10 protein-coding genes and 1 pseudogene are annotated in these 18,992 nt (G+C 71.9%); 4 read left to right on the top strand and 7 right to left on the bottom strand.

Annotated features, from left to right (window positions below):
- Positions 1–233, bottom strand: a pseudogene (locus tag ABVB68_RS35690) (M4 family metallopeptidase); the annotation flags it as partial.
- 1,094 nt (positions 234–1,327) lie between these two features.
- Between ABVB68_RS35690 and ABVB68_RS35685 the strand changes: the two are divergent.
- Entirely contained in the window at positions 1,328–5,605 is a 4,278-nt protein-coding gene (locus ABVB68_RS35685) for a discoidin domain-containing protein (RefSeq protein ID WP_353605378.1), read from the top strand.
- Positions 5,606–5,871: 266 nt separating this feature from the next.
- Here ABVB68_RS35685 and ABVB68_RS35680 read toward each other — a convergent pair whose 3' ends face one another.
- From ABVB68_RS35680 to ABVB68_RS35670, 3 genes are all read right to left on the bottom strand, one after another.
- Positions 5,872–8,190 carry a SpoIIE family protein phosphatase gene (locus ABVB68_RS35680; protein WP_353605377.1) on the bottom strand — a complete coding sequence of 773 codons (2,319 nt, stop codon included), beginning with the start codon at positions 8,188–8,190 and terminating at the stop codon, positions 5,872–5,874.
- Entirely contained in the window at positions 8,187–8,600 is a 414-nt protein-coding gene (locus ABVB68_RS35675; protein WP_353605376.1) for an STAS domain-containing protein, read from the bottom strand. The genes ABVB68_RS35680 and ABVB68_RS35675 overlap by 4 nt, the downstream gene beginning before the upstream one ends.
- A 155-nt stretch (positions 8,601–8,755) precedes the next feature.
- On the bottom strand, positions 8,756–9,232 hold the full coding sequence (locus ABVB68_RS35670) for an ATP-binding protein (protein ID WP_353605375.1): 477 nt from the start codon (positions 9,230–9,232) through the stop codon (positions 8,756–8,758).
- A 649-nt stretch (positions 9,233–9,881) separates the two neighbouring features.
- Between ABVB68_RS35670 and ABVB68_RS35665 the strand changes: the two genes are divergently transcribed.
- Positions 9,882–11,834 (top strand): hypothetical protein, encoded by a 1,953-nt coding sequence (locus ABVB68_RS35665; RefSeq protein WP_353605374.1) that lies wholly within the window; start codon positions 9,882–9,884, stop codon positions 11,832–11,834.
- Positions 11,835–12,126: 292 nt separating this feature from the next.
- Here the strand turns inward: ABVB68_RS35665 and ABVB68_RS35660 are convergent, their stop codons facing one another.
- Positions 12,127–13,830, bottom strand: coding sequence for a CocE/NonD family hydrolase (locus tag ABVB68_RS35660; RefSeq protein ID WP_503006543.1), 1,704 nt, complete (start codon positions 13,828–13,830; stop codon positions 12,127–12,129).
- A gap of 99 nt (positions 13,831–13,929) precedes the next feature.
- On the opposite strand from ABVB68_RS35660, the gene ABVB68_RS35655 reads away from it, so the two are divergent.
- Together ABVB68_RS35655 and ABVB68_RS35650 are read left to right on the top strand one after the other, a co-directional pair.
- The gene (locus tag ABVB68_RS35655) at positions 13,930–14,646 is read left to right on the top strand and encodes a TetR/AcrR family transcriptional regulator C-terminal domain-containing protein (RefSeq protein ID WP_353605379.1); all 717 of its coding nucleotides are present in this window, start codon (positions 13,930–13,932) and stop codon (positions 14,644–14,646) included.
- A gap of 481 nt (positions 14,647–15,127) precedes the next feature.
- Positions 15,128–16,504, top strand: coding sequence for a phosphatase PAP2 family protein (locus tag ABVB68_RS35650; RefSeq protein ID WP_503006541.1), 1,377 nt, complete (start codon positions 15,128–15,130; stop codon positions 16,502–16,504).
- A 332-nt stretch (positions 16,505–16,836) separates the two neighbouring features.
- Here the strand turns inward: ABVB68_RS35650 and ABVB68_RS35645 are convergent, their stop codons facing one another.
- Together ABVB68_RS35645 and ABVB68_RS35640 are read right to left on the bottom strand one after the other, a co-directional pair.
- Complete coding sequence (locus tag ABVB68_RS35645) at positions 16,837–18,558, bottom strand: MFS transporter (RefSeq protein ID WP_353605372.1); 1,722 nt, start codon at positions 18,556–18,558, stop codon at positions 16,837–16,839.
- 7 nt (positions 18,559–18,565) lie between these two features.
- On the bottom strand, positions 18,566–18,715 hold the full coding sequence (locus tag ABVB68_RS35640; RefSeq protein WP_353605371.1) for a hypothetical protein: 150 nt from the start codon (positions 18,713–18,715) through the stop codon (positions 18,566–18,568).
- Positions 18,716–18,992 lie beyond the last annotated feature (277 nt).

Raw genomic sequence — 18,992 nt, 5'->3', positions numbered from 1 at the left:
TTCGCGCCGAGGCCTATGTGCCGCGCGGTCTCGACGGCGCCGGCCCTGGCCTGCTGGATCAGGGTGGTACGGGCAGCGGCGGACAGCGACGCCGGGGCCGCGGCGAGCTGGATCCTGCCGGTGGCGGGTTGCGCCACGGCCGTGGAGTTCAGCGCGGTGGTCAGGAGCGCTCCGGCGACGGCAGAGGCGACGGCCAAAGCGATGTGCGAGTGACGCGCGTAGCGGGAGGTCACACAGGCTCCTCAAGTGGGGGGTTGTCCGGCCGGTGTGGGCCCGGCCGGTTCGACGGCAGAGGTTGTCTGCCGGTACGGCGGGTGAAGACCGATGTTTATGTCATGGACATGTCACCCCCCGGACACCGGTGACACCTCGGTCGGCACCGAAGCGGCACTGGTCACCGGCGGGACGGGCGCGGGCAGGCCGAACACGGCGCGGCGCATGAAGTCTCCAAGAGGGGTGGGGGGTTGGAGATACCTCCATGACACAACCGCAGCCGTCGCGAGACGCGCTACGCCCGTCGCCCAGATACGACAACTCCCGCACACCGCCTTCACCCCGCAGTCACCGGCACGTGCACCGTCCACGCGCTCACGGGCAACGCACCCGGACGCGATACGGAGTCGGTGCACTCGCCCGCGAGTCGGTCGGTCCGCCCGCACGCAAGTCGGTTTGTCCGCACGCAAGTTGGTACACCCGCACGCGTGTTGGTCCGCCCCCACGCGATTGCGCAAGTCGGCGCGTGGCGACGCACGCGCACGCAAAAACTTGCGCTCTTCTCGCAAGTTTTCGACGTGAGCCTTCGGAAGTCGAAAAGCGCTCTGCCGGCCGGCGGCCGGGATCGCCCTCCCGGACGTCCGGCTCGGCCCCCGCTCACGGCAGCGGGGCACGCGGCGCGCCCAAGGAGCCATACCCAGGTATCAGTTGGCTGCCGACGCGAGGGAAGACGGTCACCCGTGGCACCTCTCGGCACCGGGCCCACCTGCCCGTTCACCGGGCCGGGGCCCGGCAGATGTCTTGCTCCCCCTCCAGTGACGCCCGCTTCTGGCGAAACTCGCGGTGCCACACCCGTGGACGGACCCGCGATTCCTCTGCAATATAGCGATGAATCAACGCAAGAAACTGCGCGCGTTCCGCCGCTGGTCCCTGCCCTACCTCGGCGACGCATGTACTGCCGGCTCCTGGCCACCGCGGGAGGAGCCGGTGCCGCCGTGCCCCCGGAAGGACGGCCCCTGCCGTCAGGTCGTAACGCGCCACCGCACCGCCCCGATACGAGCCGCCCTCGCGCGCCCCTTGCCGGTGCGTGAGCCTCTCCAGGGAGAGACCCCGCATGACTCGATACAGACGCATCTGCTGGAGACGGCGCGCAGCCACCGCCGCGCTGGTCTCCAGTGTCCTTGTCCTAGGGCTGCCCGCCCTCGGCGCGCAGGCCGCGGGCGGGCCCGACGCGGCAGCCGACGCCGGTGCCAGAGCCGGCAGCGCCCTCGGCGGCCACTCCGCCGCCGCTGTGAGCGACGGCGACACCAGCACCTACTGGCAGGCCGGGAAGAAGTCGGCGCAGTGGGTGCAGACCGACCTCGGGAGGTCCCAGCGGGTCCGCCAGGTCGTGCTGCGTCTGCCCGTCCGGTGGCAGACCCGCGCACAGACGCTCGCGGTGCAGGGCAGCGCCGACGGCAAGAACTTCGCCACGCTCAAGTCGTCGGCGCGGTACGTCTTCAGCCCCGGCAACGGCAACACGGTGAAGATCTCCTTCCCCGCGACCCTCGCTCGTTACGTCCGGGCCGACTTCAGCGTCAACTCGGTCTCCGGCACCGCTCAGCTCGCCGAGATGGAGGTGCTCACCACCGACGCCTCGACGCCCAACCTCGCCCAGGGCAAGCCCTTCAGCGAGAGCGGGCACGCCGACGTCTACGGTGCGGCCAACGCCGGTGACGGCAACCGCGCGACCTACTGGGAGAGCACGAACAACGCCTTCCCGCAGTGGGTGCAGGTCGATCTCGGCTCCTCGGTCAAGGTGAACCAGGTGACGTTGCGGTTGCCCGGCGGGTGGCCCGGCCGCAGCCAGACGCTCAAGATCCAGGGCTCGGCCGACAACCGGAACTTCACCGACCTGACGGCCTCCAAGGCGTACACCTTCGACAGCGGCAACGACCAGTCGGCGACCATCGGCTTCGACACCACCACGACGCGGTACGTGCGCGTGCTCGTCACCGCCAACACCGGCTGGCCCGCAGGGCAGTTGTCCGAGCTGGAGGTGTACGGGCCGGCGACCGGTGACACCCAGGCGCCCACCGCCCCCGCCAACCTGAGCTACACCGAGCCCGGCAGCGGGCAGATCAGGCTCACCTGGAACGCGGCCACCGACGACACGGGCGTCACCGGATACGACGTCTACGCCAACGGCCAGCTACGCGCGAGCGTCGCCGGCAACGTTCTGACGTACACCGACACCCAGTCCGCCGGCAGCGACATCACGTACTTCGTCCGTGCCAAGGACGCGGCGGGCAACGTCTCCTCCAACAGCAACAGCGTGACCCGCAAGGGAACCGGCGGCGACACCCAGGCCCCCACCGCGCCCGGCAACCTCGCCTACACGCAGTCCGGCGGCGACGTGTTGCTCACGTGGCAGGCGTCCAGCGACAACGTCAAGGTCACCGGTTACGACGTCTACGCCGACGACCGGCTCGTCAGGTCGGTGGCGGGCGACGTGACGACGTACACCGACAGTCCGGCGGCGACCTCCACCGTCACCTACTACGTGAAGGCGAAGGACGCCGCCGGCAACGTGTCGGCGCCGAGCAACAGCGTCACCCGGCCCGGCTCGCCCGGCGGTCCCGGCTCCAACCTCGCCCAGGGCAAGCCGATCGAGGCCTCCTCGGACACCTTCACCTACCTCGCCGCCAACGCCAACGACGGCCTGACCAGCACATACTGGGAGAGCGCGGGCGGCGCCTACCCGGCCACCCTCACCACCAGGCTCGGCGCCAACGCGGACCTGGGCCAGATCGTGGTCAAGCTCAACCCGGACGCCGCCTGGTCCACACGCACCCAGAAAATCGAGGTGCTCGGCCGCGACCAGGACGCGACGGGCTTCACGAGTCTCGCGGCGGCGAAGGACTACACCTTCTCGCCCGGCAGCGGCAACACGGTGACGATCCCGGTCTCCGGCTCGGCTGCCGACATCCAGCTCAAGTTCACCAAGAACACCGGCGCGCCGGGCGCGCAGGTCGCGGAGTTCCAGGTGATCGGCACGCCGTCCGCCAACCCCGACCTCAGGGTCACCGGCATCACCAGCACGCCCGCCGCCCCGGTGGAGTCGGACGCCATCAGCCTCACGGCGACCGTCACCAACAACGGCAGCAAACCGGCGAAGGCCACCGACCTGAACTTCACACTCGGCGGCACCAAGGTCGCCACCGCCGACGTCCCCGCTCTCGCGGCGGGCGAGTCGAAGACCGTCACGGCGAGCATCGGGACACGGGACGCCGGCAGCTATCCGGTCGGCGCCCAGGTGGACCCGACGAACAAGGTCATCGAACAGAACGAGGCGAACAACGCCTTCACCCGCTCCGACGCCCTCGTCGTCAAGCCCGTCTCCAGCTCCGACCTGGTCGCCTCGCCGGTCTCCTGGACGCCCTCCAGCGCCTCGGCGGGTGACGACGTCAAGTTCTCGGTGGCGATCAAGAACCAGGGCACGACGGACTCCGCCTCCGGCGCGCACGGCGTGACGCTCACGGTCCAGGACGCCAAGGGCGCCACCGTGAAGACGCTGAGCGGTTCCTACAACGGGGTCGTCGCGGCCGGGCAGACGACCGCGCCCGTCGGCCTGGGCTCGTGGACGGCCGGCAACGGCAAGTACACCGTCAAGACGGTCGTCGCCGACGACGCCAACGAACTGCCGGTCAAGCGCGGCAACAACACCACGACGCAGTCCCTCTTCGTCGGCCGCGGCGCGGACATGCCGTACGACATGTACGAGGCCGAGGACGGCACGCTCGGCGGCGGTGCCAAGGTCGTCGGCCCGAACCGGACCATCGGCGACCTCGCCGGTGAGGCGAGCGGCCGCAAGGCCGTGACCCTGACCGGGACCGGCCAGTACGTCGAGTGGACCACCCGCGCGGCGACCAACACCCTCGTGACCCGCTTCTCGATCCCGGACGGCACCACCACCACGCTGAACGTCTACGTGGACGGCCAGTTCCTCAAGGCGATCGACCTGACCTCGAAGTACGCCTGGCTGTACGGCAACGAGACCTCCCCCGGGAACTCGCCCGGCTCCGGAGCCCCGCGGCACATCTACGACGAGGCGAACCTGCTGCTCGGCAAGACCGTTCCGGCCGGTTCGAAGATACGGCTCCAGAAGGACGCGGCCAACACCTCCAGCTACGCCATCGACTTCGTCAACACCGAGCAGGCGACGGCCGCCGCGAACCCGGACCCGGCCGCCTACACGGTCCCGGCCGGCTTCTCGCACCAGGACGTGCAGAACGCCCTCGACAAGGTCCGCATGGACACCACGGGCAAGCTCGTCGGCGTCTACCTGCCCGCCGGCGACTACGAGACCTCGAGCAAGTTCCAGGTCTACGGCAAGGCGGTGAAGGTCGTCGGTGCCGGGCCGTGGTTCACCCGCTTCCACGCGCCTTCCTCACAGGAGAACACCGATGTGGGCTTCCGGGCCGAGGCGAGCGCCAAGGGCTCCTCGTTCTCGGGTTTCGCCTACTTCGGCAACTACACGTCCCGGATCGACGGGCCGGGCAAGGTGTTCGACTTCTCGAACGTCTCCGACATCACCATCGACGACATCTGGGTCGAGCACATGGTGTGCCTGTACTGGGGCGCCAACACCGACGGCATGACCATCAGGAACTCCCGCATCCGGGACATGTTCGCCGACGGCATCAACATGACCAACGGCTCCACGGACAACCACGTGGTCAACAACGACGCCCGGGCCACCGGGGACGACAGCTTCGCCCTCTTCTCCGCGATCGACGCGGGCGGCGCCGACGAGAAGGACAACCTCTATGAGAACCTCACCTCCACGCTGACCTGGCGGGCCGCGGGCGTGGCCGTCTACGGCGGCTACAACAACACGTTCCGCAACATCCGCATCGCGGACACCCTGGTGTACTCCGGGATCACGATCTCCTCGCTGGACTTCGGCTATCCGATGAACGGCTTCGGGACCGAGCCCACGACGATCGAGAACGTCTCCCTGGAGCGGACGGGCGGCCACTTCTGGGGCTCGCAGGTCTTCCCGGCCATCTGGGCGTTCTCCGCCTCCAAGGTCTTCCAGGGCATCCGGGTCAACGACGTGGACATCGACGACTCCACCTACGGGGGCGTGATGTTCCAGACCAACTACGTCGGCGGCCAGCCGCAGTTCCCGGTGAAGGACACCGTCTTCACCGACATCTCCATCACCAACTCCAGGAAGAGCGGGGACGCTTTCGACGCCAAGTCCGGATTCGGTGTCTGGGCCAACGAGTTGCCGGAGCCCGGCCAGGGCCCGGCAGTCGGCGAGGCCACCTTCCGCAACCTGCGGATCAGCGGCAACGCCGAGGACATCCGCAACAGGACCAGCACGTTCAAGATCAACATCGAGTAGGTTCCGTCCCGGACGGAACCGTGCGGCGGGGGCCGCCCTGTGCGGCAGGCCCCCGTCGTTCGTTCCCCACCCGACCCCGTCCACCGCGTACACCGTCGCCGTCGCGGCGTTCGATGCGGCCGGCAACGTCTCGCAGTCCTCGAGCCGGGTGTGCGCCACCACCGACGCGGCCCTTCCGGGCACCGATCTGCCGGGCCCGCCGCCGGACGGCCGACCTGCACGGCCGGCACCCGGTCGCCGGCGGGCCGGCTGCCGGGTCTCCAGGTCTACGCGTCCCGGGACGCGCGTACAGCCGCGTCCCGCTCCGGTGGGAACACTCCCGGCTCGTCCGTGCGTCGCACGCCCTGCTCGTCGGGCGTGGCCGTCAGGACGAGGGCGGCCTGGTCGTCGTCTATGCCGTGGGCACCGGTGAAGGTGCGCACCGAGCGGGTGAGGGCGGTGACGACCTCTTCGGCGGTCGCGGGGTGCGCGGTGGCGGTCAGGGTGTGAACGAGGCGCTCTTCACCGAACTGCTCCCCCTCGGGGCTGCGGGCCTCGGTGATGCCGTCGGTGTAGAGGAGCAGGCTTTCGGCCGGGCGCAGGTGCAGGTGGCGGGCGGTCAGGCGGGGGTCGGGGGCGATGCCGAGGAGGGAGCCTTCGCCGGCGACGGGGTGCGCTGCGTGCCGTGCGTCGATGTGGACGGGGAGGGTGTGCCCGGCGCGTACCAGCGTGATGTCGAAGCCGCCGTTCCGGGCGGGGACGAGATGGCCGTAGACGAGCGTGACGAAGCCGGTGCCATGGCTGTGGGGCCGGTCGAGCAGAGCTTTGTTGACCGCCCGGACGACTGCTTCGGGGCCGGGCAGGAGGGGGGCGACGGCTCGGGCCGTGTGCCGGACGAGGGCCGTGGTGGCGGCGGCGGTGGCACCGCGGCCGCAGACGTCCCCGAGCATGAACGCCCACGAGTCACCGGTCAGCGGGAAGACGTCGTAGAAGTCGCCGCCGATCTCCAGTCCCTCGCCGGCGGGGTGGTAGTAGGTGGCGATCTCGGCGCCGCGAAGTGCGGGGACCTCGGGCAGCAGGAGCCCGGCCTGGAGATCCCGGGCGAGGGTGACGCGCTGGGTGTACTGGCGGGCGTTGAGGGCGGCCGCGGCGGCGCGCCGGGCCAGTTCCTCGGCCAGGGCGACGGTGTGCCCGTCGAAGGTGTCCTCACCCGTGGTCAGCAGGGTCAGGGCGCCGAAGGCACGGCCGCGGTCGAGCAGCGGCACGCACAGATAACCGGTGACCTCCAGATCGTGCCAGGGGCCGGGGCCGGTGGGGGTGCGGCGGGCGACCTCGCTCAGGCCGGAGGCCAGGACGCGGGCGACGGCGTCGTCGTCGGCGTCGTAGACCGGGATGTGGGAGGCGAGGAGCTTGTCGTCGCGGCTGGTGGGCGCGGCGACGGCGACCCGGCGGACACGGCCGGCGTCGACGACGTCGACGGCGCACAGCGGCGCCAGCTTGGGCGCGCACAGGATGGCCAGACGCTGCAGGGTCTGGGTGTAGTCCAGGTCGGCGGACAGGGAGGTGCTGGCCTGCAGCAGGAAGGCCAGGTCGTCGCGGAGGGCCTCCTCCTTCGCCTCGGCGGCCGCTCGGGCCCGCTCGGCGCGGTGGCGTTCGATGGCCAGGGCGGCTGTGTCGGTGAACACCCTCGCCAGCGCCAGGTCGGACTCCTGCGGGGCGCGCGGGACGCGATGGTACATGGCGAAGGTGCCGAGCAGGGCACCGTCCCTGGCCAGGATCGGGGTCGACCAGCAGGCCGCCAGCCGCGCCCGGTCGGCCAGGTCGCGGAAGTCGTCCCAGAAGGGATCGGTGGCGATGTCGGTGACGATGACCGGCTCGCGCCGGTGGGCGGCGGTGCCGCAGGAACCGACTCCCTCGCCGGTGGCGATGCCGTCGATGGCCCGGTTGTAGAAGTCGGGCAGGCTGGGCGCGGCACCGTGCCGCAGGTGCCGGGCGTCGTCGTCGGCGAGCAGCACGGAGACGAGCACCTCTTCGGGCGCGAGGTCCTCGATGACGCGGGCCATGCCTTCGAGCACCTGCTCCAGGGGGGCCTGGCGGGCGATCTGCTCCAGCAGCGCCCGGTGCTCGGCCGTCAGCCGCTGCGCGTGCATGACCTGGGTGGTCTCCACGCCGATGACCCGTACGCCGGCCACGTTGCCGCCCGCGTCCAGGCGGGGCTCGTACGTGAAGTCGAAGAACGCCTCCCGCACGGCGGGGCCGGTGCCCAGCAGCACGCGGGCGTTCCGGCCGACGTGCCGCTCCCCCGTGCGGTAGACGCGGTCGAGCAGGCGGACGAAGCCCTGGTCGACGAGTTCCGGCAGCAGCCGGCTCAGGGGTACCCCGGTGCGCACCCGGTCACCGCCGCCGATCGCGGTGAAAAAGGCCGCGTTGGCGGCCTCCACCACGTGCGCGGGCCCCGCCAGAGACGCGAAAACGGCTGTGGTCTGGCCGAACAGCGCCCGCAGGTCCTTCTCCGCCCCGTCGGCGAAAGACGCCTCGCTGCCCGTGGAGTCACCGAATGCCGTGGAGTCACCGAATGACGGCTGCTGCTCCGGAAAGCGTGTCATTCCCCTGCCACCTCCCACTCGCCGGAACGCGGTGCGGACGGACCGCCCTCACCAGGATCTTCTCCGGCGCCGCCGGCCGCCACGGCCTCCTCCGCCGTGTCGTGCATGGGAATCACCTGGTCCAGCCCCGTGAGCGCGAAGACCCGCGCCACCGACGCCGGCACAGCGGCCAGGCGCAGCACACCGCCGTGCCCGGCAAGCCGCAAGTGCATCCGGACCAGGCTGTTGATGCCCGAGGAGTCGCAGAACTCCAGGTCGGCGCAGTCGATCACCACCAGCGTCGGCCGCTGCGTCCCGGCGAACACCGTCTCGGCCGCTTCCTGCAGCTGAACGGCGCTCGCGTGGTCCAGCTCGCCCCGCAGCGCGACGATCCGCCCTCGCGGAGACGTTCTGACCTGTACCGAGAACACCCGCGACTGCCTCCATCCCGCCACGACCGGGCCTGGAGCGATGATAGAGGCCGCCCGGCCGACGGCTCGGGGCGGGTGCTCGCCGGTCCGGTGGCCGCCGGTGACCCGCTTCAGTCCCCGCCGGCCGCGGGTCCGGTGGCCGCCGGTGACCCGCTTCAGTCGCCGTCGGCCGCGGGGCCCGGCTCCAGGAGGATGCGGGCGATGACGCGCTTGCCGACCGTCTCCCGCAGTACGGCGAGGTCGGCGGCCACGGCCTTCACGATCTCCAGACCGTGCTGCCCCACCCGTGCCGGGTCCGTCCGCCGCGCCGCCGGCAGGGCCGGATGGCTGTCCCACACCTCCACCTCCACGGCTTCCGCGAAGAGACGCAGGCACACCAGAATGGGTCCCGGGGCGTATTTGCAGGCGTTGGTGACCAGCTCGCTGACCACCAGCTCGGTCAGGCTCACGATGCGTTCGGACACCCCCGAGCGGTGTCCGGCCGTGTCCAGGGTCAGGAAAGCGGTGGCCCTCCGGCGGGCTTCGGCGATGCACCCGGGGCCGCCGGACAGGGCGAGCGTCGTCTCCATCGCCTCGGCGTCCGCCGCGCCGCGACACTCGCCTTCATGTGCCTTGTCCTTCCGGTCAGCCATTCCCACCTCGCCCGAAGCGGCACTTGCCCGGGCGGGTACCACAGCTGCGTTCACCTATGTCAGGGCCATCCGGGTTCACTAGCAATATCACGGGCGCCCAGCCGGCGTGAAAGCACGACCGCCCACGATCATGGATCGGGCCTCCGTGACGGTCATGGATCAGGCCTCCGGGACGGCGGATCCGCGATCATGGCCTGCGTCCCGCCGCTGTGACCCGGGTCTCTGCGTCTGCGAACCGAGGTTCCGTGTACGTGCACCGGGGCGCGGCCTCAGCGGACCGAGGATCCGCGTCCGTGCACCGGGGCGCGGCCTCAGCGGACCGAGGATCCGCGTCCGTGTACCAGGGCGCGGCCTCAGCGGACCGAGGATCCGCGTCCGTGTACCAGGGCGCGGCCTCAGCGGACCGAGGATCCGCGTCCGTGTAGCAGGGCGCGGTCTCCGCGGACCAGGGCTGCGCGTGCGCGGCCTCGTCGGCCCGAGGCTCCGCGTGGGGACCAGGCTCCGCGTCCGTGCAGCGGCATGGCTCTGTGCGGTGGTCGCGCGGCCGGCGGTGACGCACCACGCCGCGGGCCGGACGGTGACCCGAGTCGGCTTCACTCGTTTGCCGGAAAGTCGGCCTCTCACCTCCTAGGTCGCGGAAGGCACCGCCATGGTTCTGTCCTCGCTCCGCCGCTTCCCCCAGGTCCCCACCCGCCGCCTGTTGCACGCCGAGCGGTACGTCGACCTCGTACGGCTGGCGTACCTGGTGCTGCCTCCTTCCGTGGGCAGGCACCGGCGGGTGCTGCTGGCCCACTCGCTGGTGCAGCGGATCCTGCCCGCCGCGGCGCCCGATGTGCCCGCGCCCCGCAGCGGTGGGGACGGCGCCCCCAAGGGGTCCCGGTCGCTGTACGTGCCGGTGCTGCGGGAGGTCCTGGCCCTGTCCCGGCGGCCGCCGGGGCGGCCCGGCCGGTTCCCCGCACCGCGGATGCTGCTGCCCCGCCTGCCCGTCGTCCTGGGGCTGCGACTGTTCCCCCGAGCGGGCGGAGCCGACGAACTCCCCCTGAGCCGGGCGCTGTCCGAGCTGTCGGCGACGGCCCGGGCCGCCTTCGCCCTGCTGCGGGTGGAGCGGCTGACGGAGGCGGAGGCGCGGGAGATCCTGGAGGCGGCCGGCTTCGGGAACGTGGAGGCGGGACTCCGGGCCGCGCTACGGCTCGACGCGACGCTCGACAGCGGCGTCGCCGCGGTGCTGACGTCGGAGGAGTTCGACCCGTGCACGGTGCGGGCCCGGCCGAGCGATCTGCTCCGTCGTCGTCGACGCGTGCGACTGGCGGGCGGCGCCGTACCGGCGGCACTCATCACGGTGGCGGCGCTGCTGGTCAGTGGCGGTGTCCTCATCGCGCCCGACGCCGGGCCGGGAGCGCGTCGGCCGCCCCGGACCGCGCCCCCGGACGGCACCGTCGTACAGGTGGCGCCGGATGCCTGGGCCGCCACCTCCCGGGTGGACTTCACGGTCTGGCCGGCGCGCGGGGAGGCCGTGCACGACCGGGCGTTGCTGCGCCGGGCGCTTTCGGCATGGTCCGGGGACGATGACGCGGCGCGTGTCACCCGGGCCGCCGGAACCTCCGCGGGACCGCCCCTCGGCACCCCGCACCTGCTCTACGCGGGACCGGTCGACGGCAGGAGCGTGGTGCTGTTGCACGACGGACAGCGCCTCGCCCTGTACAGCGAGTCCGTGCGGCCCGGCAGCCGGTCCCTGGACCTGGCCCGTGTGGACCACGCGGATGTGACGACGGCGGCCGCCGTGGCCGTGAGCGCGCGCGGTGGGGCCGTGCGCTATCTGCTCGCCCCCTGGGTGGCCGAGTCGCGGACGCGGGATCTGATGCGGCCGAACGTGCCGGCCCGCCGGCTGGGGGTGTTCCCGGACGGACTGACCGTGCCGGTGCCGCTCTTCGCGGCGGGCGACGGCTGCGGCAGGCGTACCGTGCTGCAACTGAGGTCGTCGTCCCGCATCGCCGAACACCATGCTTTCCTGCTGGCCGGCCTCGGCGACATGACCCCCGTACACCTCACGTACACGCCCCTTCCCGGGCACGGATCGCCCTCGCGGCAGCCGCGGGAGGCCACCGGTCCGGCCGCACTGCTCGCCTGGGCCCGGGAGGGCTGCGCCATCGCTTCGCTGCGGGGCACCGGGGTCAGGGCGGTCAACGCCTGGGACTTCGCGGAGCAGGAGCTGCCGGACGGTGCGGGGCACGCGGTGTGGACGTGTTCCCGAGCCGACACGTGGAGCGGCCCGGGGGACGTGACGGTGACCCTGCGCATGGCGGGGGCGCCGGCTGGCGAGCAGGCGCGGCTCGTGTCGAGGCTGCGGGCGACCGGCGCGTGCGGCAGGTTCGGGCAGCACATCGTCGTGCGGACGCGCTGGCGGTCCCCGAAGGGTTCGTGGTTCGTCCTCGCGGCGGGCAGCCGCGCGGTCACCCGGCTCGCCGTCACCGGCGATGTCACCGCTACCGCCACCGGTTCCACCCTGGCGGTGCGTGCGGGGCAGCGGGCCCGCACCAGCGTGCGGGCCCGGCTCGCCGCCGGCATGCAGCCGATCGACCTGTCGGGCGTCTCCCACCCGTGAGTACGGTCCCGCGAGCGTGTCACCGCGCCACCCGGGTGGATGCGGGTCACCTGGGCGCCGCGAAGGTTCCGCGAGCGTCTCGCCGCGCTGCCGGGTGCGGGTGACGCGGGCGGCACGAGGGTTCCGCGAGCGTCTCGCCGCGCCACCCGGTGGATGCGGGCGCCACGAAGGTCCCGCGAGCGTCTCGCCGCGCCGCCCGGGCTGGGGTTCGGGTGACGTGGCGAGAGGCGGGACGATGTCCCCTGCCGCTGACGATGTCCCCCGTGGCCGGCAGCGCGGCGGCCGCGCTCTGCTACGGGTACCGGGAGGCCCGCGCCGGCTCCGGTCCGCGGGGAAGCAACAGGGCGGAGTCCGAGTGCAGCGTGATGCGCACCGGTACGAAGGTGGTGGCCTCCGCGGGCGGCTCCCCCGTGCCGGGGCTGCGGGCGTAGCGCGGATGGGCGCCCCCGCTGATCTGCCAGCGAATGCGGTGACCGACGGCGAAGCGGTGGGCGGTGGCGCTCATCGGCACGGTGACCTGCGAGGGCACGTGTTCCGTCGTGCGCAGCCGGCCCAGCCCGTCGCAGACGTTGACGGAACGGCCTTCCGCGTCCACGTCGCACAACCGGGTGAAGACGTCGGCGTGCCCGGTGTCCGTGGAGACGCTCAGCCGTGCGGAGACCGGGCCCAGGATCTCCACGGGCTCGGTCAGCGGCGGACCGGTGAACGTCAGGACGTCGTCCCGCGCCTCCAGACCCCTGTTGTCGCGGGGACCGGCGGTGCGGGAGAGCAGAGGGCCGCCGAGGGACGGGGTGGGGTCGGCCGGGTCGTAGCGGAACGACGTCAGCGGCGCGGAGTCCGTGGGGGCCTGCTGGGTGAGATGCCCGTCCGGGGCCGGGTACCACGGGGCGGCGGCGGGGGTCGCCGGCCAGTCGCCGAGGTCCCGCCAGGTGTCGTGGCCGCCCACGTGCACCCGCACCGCGGTCGGACGCAGGCCGGAGGGGTCGTCGCACAGGTGGGCGCGCAGCCACGCGAGGCTTTCGGCGAACACCTCCGGCCAGCCCTGCTGGAGGGCGGAGGTGTGGGTCCAGGGGCCGACGAGCAGGGCGGCCTCGCAGCCGGCCCGACGCAGCCGGTCGTACTGCTCGAGGGTCTGGTCGGCCAGCACGTCGTGCCACCCGGTGATCAGGGCGGCGGGCACGCGAAGCCGTTCCGCCGCCTCCCCCGCCGACGCCCCGCGCCAGTAGGCGCTCTTGGCGTCGGGATGCGTCATCACGTCGTCCAGCCAGGGCACTTCGCCCCCGAGGGCGGACACGTGTGCCCCGCGCAGGGGCTCGGCGGTGGTGACGGTGGACAGCCGGCGCCGCAGGCGCAGGGTCGCCTTCACGAACGGTGCCATGCCCCGGTGCTGGTAGGTCATGCCCACGCCGATGGCGAGGGCGTTCTCCAGGCGGAGCGCGCCGTCGGAGTGGAACAGGGCGTAGGGGTCGTGCAGCCCCGCCTGCACCACCATCGCCTTCAGTTCCGGTGGCGGGTCCAGGGCGAGGGCCCACTGCACGTAGCCCAGATAGCTGGGGCCGACGGTCCCCAGCGTTCCGTTGAACCACGGTTGTCCGCGCAGCCAGGCCGTCGTGGCCCGGCCGTCGACGGCCTCGTTGCGCCACAGGTCGAACGCCCCGCCCGAACCGCCGGTGCCGCGGCAGCTCTGCAGGACCACGTGGAAGCCCTGTTCCGCGAAGAGCATGCCGTACATGGGAGCCCAGGGCAGGCCCCGGCCGTAAGGCGAGCGGACCAGGAGGGTGGGGAAGTCGCCCTCCGCGCGCGGGAAGTAGTGGTCGGTGATCAGCGGGCTGCCGTCGGCGGCCGGCACCACCAGTCCCGGCTCTCGTCCGGCCTCGTGCCGTCGGGCCGGGAGTCCGCGCCAGGTCGCCCTCAGCATCCGGGCGGACAGCGGCGGTTTTCCGGCGGGCGGCACCCGGGCAGGACCGGTCGCGGCCTCGGGCGTGCGTGATGTCATCGTTCCCCCATCTTCATTACGTACACTGTACGAGAATAGGGGATGCTTGGATGTGCTTCGCAACAGCCGCTGGAGCGTTGCGGGAAGGAGGGCGTGACCATGCCCCAGGACGGCGGGTCCGGCGCCGCGGGCGTCGACCCCGAACAGCTCTGGCTGCGCCCCACCGAGCCTCGCCGGGGCCGCAGACCCTCCTTCACCCGGGAGGCGATCGTCCTGGCGGCCGTCGCGCTGGCGGACGCGGAGGGACTCGAGGCGGTGACCATGCGGCGGGTCGCCGCCGAGGTCGGAGCCGGAGTCATGTCGCTCTACAGCTACGCCCCCGACAAGGAGACCCTGCTGGAACTGATGGTCGACCACGTCAGCGGCGAACTCACGGTCGCGGATCCGCCCAAGGGCGACTGGCAGGCCGACCTGAAGGCCATCGCCCACCTGCAGCGCGCCCACATGCTGCGACACCCCTGGCTGCCCGCCGTCGTGGCCACCCGCCGCGTGCCCGGCCCCAACACGCTGGCCTTCCTGGAACACGCGCTCGCCGCCCTGCGGCCCACCGGACTGGACGGCGCGGCGAAACTGGAGATCTTCGCCCAGCTCACCGCCTTCGTGGCCGGACACGTCACGTACGAGATCGCGCAGACCGCGGTCACGCGATCCCCCGACCGGATGGCGGCCGAGGCCCGCTACCTCGCCGCTGTCGCCGCCGACGGCCGCCATCCGGAACTCGCCGAAGCCCTTGCCGCGCCGGTACGCCCGCTCACCCCCGAAGCCACCTTCACCCGGTTCCTCAACCGCCTGATCGACGGCCTCGACACCAGCTGACCCCGCCGCCTGTCACCGGTGCCGTCGAGCTTCGGCGGCCCCTGTTCCGCAGCGGCCTCCGCAGCAGCTTCCGCCGCCGTCTCCGCAGCAGCCCCGGTAGCGGCCTCGGCAACGACCCACGGTGAGGCCTCCCTTACGGCTTCCCCGGCGGCGCGGGCCGCGGCGCGCAGGGTGCGTACGAGTGGCAGGTCAGCCCGGCGTCCCCGCTTCCCCGCATCCCGGCCGCCGGAGGCGGCCGCGTCGGACGACCACCGCATGCGACCTGCGGACGGCCCGGACCGAGTCGTCACCGGGATGCCACACCGCCGGGCTCGGGGGCGGCCGGCCCCCGCTCGTAATCCGCGAGACCCTCTCGCGCCACTCCGATAACATGTCCAGACTCGGAACGATCACCCCCATCGCCCGCCCTTGACCGGAAAAATGCCCCATCCAGCGCGACAAGTGACTTACTTGTCCAATACCTAACATATCGGCCAAACAATTGATATCTACTCCCTCGCGGCTTTTTCCGCGAACAGAGGACAGAGGCGGATTCGCCGGGTGGCGTCGACCACGGGTGATTCTGTGGGCCCTGGCGACTGTGGTGACCCTCGGATTCTTCATCGCCCTGGAGATCGCCGCGCGCCACTACGGCCAGCCGGGACCGATCACCAATCAGGCGCGAGAAGTGGTATTCGCTCCGAAATCGGGGCCATTGCTGTACGCAAGTATGGCGTTGATGATGGTGGTGCTCCCCAAGCGGGAACGCTTCGTCGCGGCCGGTGTCGCGATCGGCATCGACGTCATCTTCGTGCTGGCGCGGTGGATCCTCGGTGTCGGGACGAGCGACGGCCATTTCTTCGGCAATGGCGCGCTGTGGGTGGTTCTGGGCTATGCGGTCATCGCGGTCACGCGCCGCACGGGCCGGGAACGTGTGCTGCTGCTGAAGGGCGTCGGCCTCGCCCTGCTGCTGGTGGCCGGACGCAAGACCGGTGACACCTGGCTGCTCGTCACGTCGAAGACGCGCCCGGCGGTACTCGACCAGTACCTGGCAACCGCCGATCACGCGCTGGGCGACCCGTCATGGCTGGTGGGCCGGCTCGTCGAGGCCACCGGCCCGGTCGGCAGTCATGTTCTCGACTACGTCTACATCCAGCTCGCGGTGGCCGCTGTCGTCGTCACGCTCTACCAGCTGCGCCACGTGGCCGCGGAGCGCCGCTTCCCCAGCCATCACCTGGTGCGCACCTTCCTGGCCATCGGCCTTCTCGGGCCGGGCATCTACATGCTCTTCCCCGTGGTCGGACCGGTCTTCGCCTACGGCCCGGGAGCCTCCGGCACCGGCGGCGTGCAGTGGGCGGTGGCCAACCTGTGGCCGCACACACCGCCGCCCATCGGTGCCCCGCACCCGATGCCCTACGACGCGATCACCCCCCGCAACTGCATGCCCAGCCTGCACACGGCATGGGCCACCGCGATCTTCATCCACTCCCGCGAGGCTCCCCGGGCACTGCGATCCGCTGGCACCTTCTGGCTGATCGCCACGCTCGGCGCGACACTGGGCTTCGGCTACCACTACGGCACGGACCTCATCGCCGGCGTGGTGTTCACGCTCACGATCGAAGCGGCGCTGCGCTCGCAGGCCTACGGCTGGGAGCGGTCGGGGGTCCAGCTCGTCGCTTACGGCACGACGGTTTTCACCGCCCTCCTGGTGTCGTTCCGCTGCCTGCCGACACACATGGCCGGGCATCCGTGGGTGTTCGGACCGCTCCTCCTTCTGGCGATGGCCTCGGTCGTCTACGGCTACATACGGATCACGAAGTCGTGGGAGCCGAAGATCGCCCCGGCACTGCAGCCGGAACCACAAGCCGAACTCGTCTGATTCATCCGGCGCGCACACCGATTGCCGCGCGAGGTCGGGTCGGAGATTCCGAACGCCTCGCCGGCCTCGGGCCGGGCCGAGAAGGCCCAGGCCCGCGCCGTCGACGGACACCCCGTGCGGATCTCCCTGGACGGGACGGGAACACCATCGACGACGGGGCCCTTTACGTGATCAGCGCCTACGAGCCGGTCTCCGCCCGCACGGGACGACCGCGCGGATCACCTCTCTCGAACATGCCGTCGCGATCGAGCACTCGTACGCGGCTTCGACGGCGCGGACACACAGCGCGGGGCGCGCGTCACCCGGCCGCGGAGGCCTGCCTCGCGGGGCGTTCAGGAACCGGCGTCGCGCAGTTCCACCAGCGTGGCCCTGGTCAGGTGCCGCGGTGTGGCGTCGGGTTCGACGAGGACGACCGGGCAGGTGGCACTGTGCGTGAGTGCGGTGGTGAAACTGCCGTCGGCGAACTGGGCGAGGGGGCCGCGCGGTGAGCGCCCGACGGCGATGCTGCGCGCGTGGACCTCGGTGGCGTGCTGGGCCAGGGCGCGTCCGGCCGAGGCGTGGTCGCCGACGCTGGACAGGATCTGCCCGGTGGCCGTGATGTGCTGACCGGTGAGCCGGTCGAGGTGTGCGGTGACGGCGGCCCGGGCCTGTTCGTGGGTCTCCGTCTCGACGGCCTGTTCCTCGACGACGGCGGTCTGGTGGACGTGGACGATCTCCAGCGGGCTGCCGGTGTCACGGGCGAGCCGGGCCGCGGCGTCGACGATGGCCCGGGCCCTGCCGTGCGAGCCGACGGCGACGATGACCGGCGGTGCGGCGGTGGTGGCGGGGCCGCCGACCGGCGTGAGCGAGGGCAGCACCGGTGTGCCGTCGCCGATGTGCTCCTCGGCCTGGCGCAGCAGGCGGTGGCCGCTGGCGAGGACGGGTACGGCGACGAGGAACGTGGCGGCGCCCAGGTAGAAGGGAACACTCAGATCGGTCGCGTCGGCGAGCCGGCCGGCGGCGTAGGGGGCCAGGCCGCCGCCGATGAAGCGCAGGAAGCCGTAGGCGGAGGAGGCGACGGGGCGCTCGACCGGCGAGACGAGCATGACGGCCTGGGTGGTGAGGGTGTTGTTGATGCCGATGAAGGCGCCGCTGACGATGACGGCCACGATCACCACGGTGGGAGTGGCGACGCCGACGGCGATGACGGCCATCACGATGCTCAGGCCCAGGAGGTTGGCGTAGAGCACGGGAGCCGTGCCGTAGCGGGCCTGCAGGCGTGGGGCGAAGAACACGCTGAAAGCCGCCACGAGCAGGCCCCAGCCGGTGAAGACCAGGCCGAGCTGGTGGGCGTTCAGCTTCATCGGGTAGGGGGCGTAGCCGAGCATGGTGAAGAAGCCCCAGTTGTACAGCAGCGCCATGATGCCCATGGTCAGCAGGCCTCGGTGGCGCAGTGCCTTGAGCGGGGCGAGGGGCGAGGTCGGGCGTTCGGGCCTGGGCAGGCTCGGGACGAACGCGAGGGTCGCGACGAGCGCCACGGCCATGAGGACGGCGACGCCGAAGAACGGGCCTCGCCAGCTGACGGCGCCCAACTCGCCGCCCAGCAGGGGGCCTACGGCTATGCCGAGGCCGAGTGCGGTCTCGTAGAGGATGATCGCGCCGCCGAAACCGCCGCTGGCGGAGGCGACGATGACCGCCAGCGAGGTGGCGATGAACAGCGCGTTGCCCAGTCCCCAGCCGGCCCGGAAGCCGACGATGCCGTTGATCGAGCCCGAGGTTCCGGCCAGGGCCGCGAAGACGACGATGACGGCCAGGCCGGCGACCAGCGTCCGCTTGGCCCCGATACGGCTGGAGACCCAGCCCACGAGCAGCATGGCGACCGCCGTGACGATCAGGTAGCTGCTGAACAGCAGCGAGACCTGGCTCGGTGTGGCGTGCAGGCTCTCGGCCAGGGCGGGCAGGATCGGGTCGACCAGGCCGATGCCCATGAACGAGATCACGCAGGCGAACGCCACGGCCCAGACGGCCTTCGGCTGCCGGAACGGACTGGCGGCCTTTCCATGCGGTGCACTCATGCGGCTTTCACTCCATCTTGTTGCGCAGGGTGGGGAGAGGGGGACGCCTGCCGAGCAGGGGAACGCTTGGTGCGGAGGGAGAAGGGGACACCAGCCGCTCCACCGCGATCGTCAGACTCTCGGCCCCGGCGTCCACTTCCCCAACCCGCTTACGCATCACCCCATCATGTATTTAGGTGTACGTTGCATCAAGTCTCTGGACTCACCGGTTCTCCGCGGTCTGCACGAGGCGAGTGCCGGGTTGAAGGCGGCGGCGGGGCGACGGCAGGGAGCCGGCGGACGCACGCGGATCCACCGCGGGACGCGCCGGCACCTCGGGGCGCGGCGGCACCTCGGGGCGCGGGCCGGCAGGGCGGCCCCGCCGCGCCGGACCGAGGCGGCCAGCGCCGCCCCGCCCACCGCAGCCCGGCACCGAAAAATGCCGGTGTCGATCC

It is taken from the genome of Streptomyces sp. NPDC096012 (genome assembly GCF_040426375.1).
Classification (GTDB): domain Bacteria; phylum Actinomycetota; class Actinomycetes; order Streptomycetales; family Streptomycetaceae; genus Streptomyces.
Note: the sequence above shows the minus strand (reverse complement) of the source record. Positions and strands in the feature narration are given on the sequence as shown.

Coding starts and splice junctions, on each gene's coding strand:
- ABVB68_RS35660 (WP_503006543.1), bottom strand. CDS start 13,830: ATGACATCACGCACGCCCGAGGCCGCGACCGGTCCTGCCCGGGTGCCG.
- ABVB68_RS35640 (WP_353605371.1), bottom strand. CDS start 18,715: ATGCGTAAGCGGGTTGGGGAAGTGGACGCCGGGGCCGAGAGTCTGACG.
- ABVB68_RS35645 (WP_353605372.1), bottom strand. CDS start 18,558: ATGAGTGCACCGCATGGAAAGGCCGCCAGTCCGTTCCGGCAGCCGAAG.
- ABVB68_RS35655 (WP_353605379.1), top strand. CDS start 13,930: ATGCCCCAGGACGGCGGGTCCGGCGCCGCGGGCGTCGACCCCGAACAG.
- ABVB68_RS35680 (WP_353605377.1), bottom strand. CDS start 8,190: ATGACACGCTTTCCGGAGCAGCAGCCGTCATTCGGTGACTCCACGGCA.
- ABVB68_RS35670 (WP_353605375.1), bottom strand. CDS start 9,232: ATGGCTGACCGGAAGGACAAGGCACATGAAGGCGAGTGTCGCGGCGCG.
- ABVB68_RS35685 (WP_353605378.1), top strand. CDS start 1,328: ATGACTCGATACAGACGCATCTGCTGGAGACGGCGCGCAGCCACCGCC.
- ABVB68_RS35665 (WP_353605374.1), top strand. CDS start 9,882: ATGGTTCTGTCCTCGCTCCGCCGCTTCCCCCAGGTCCCCACCCGCCGC.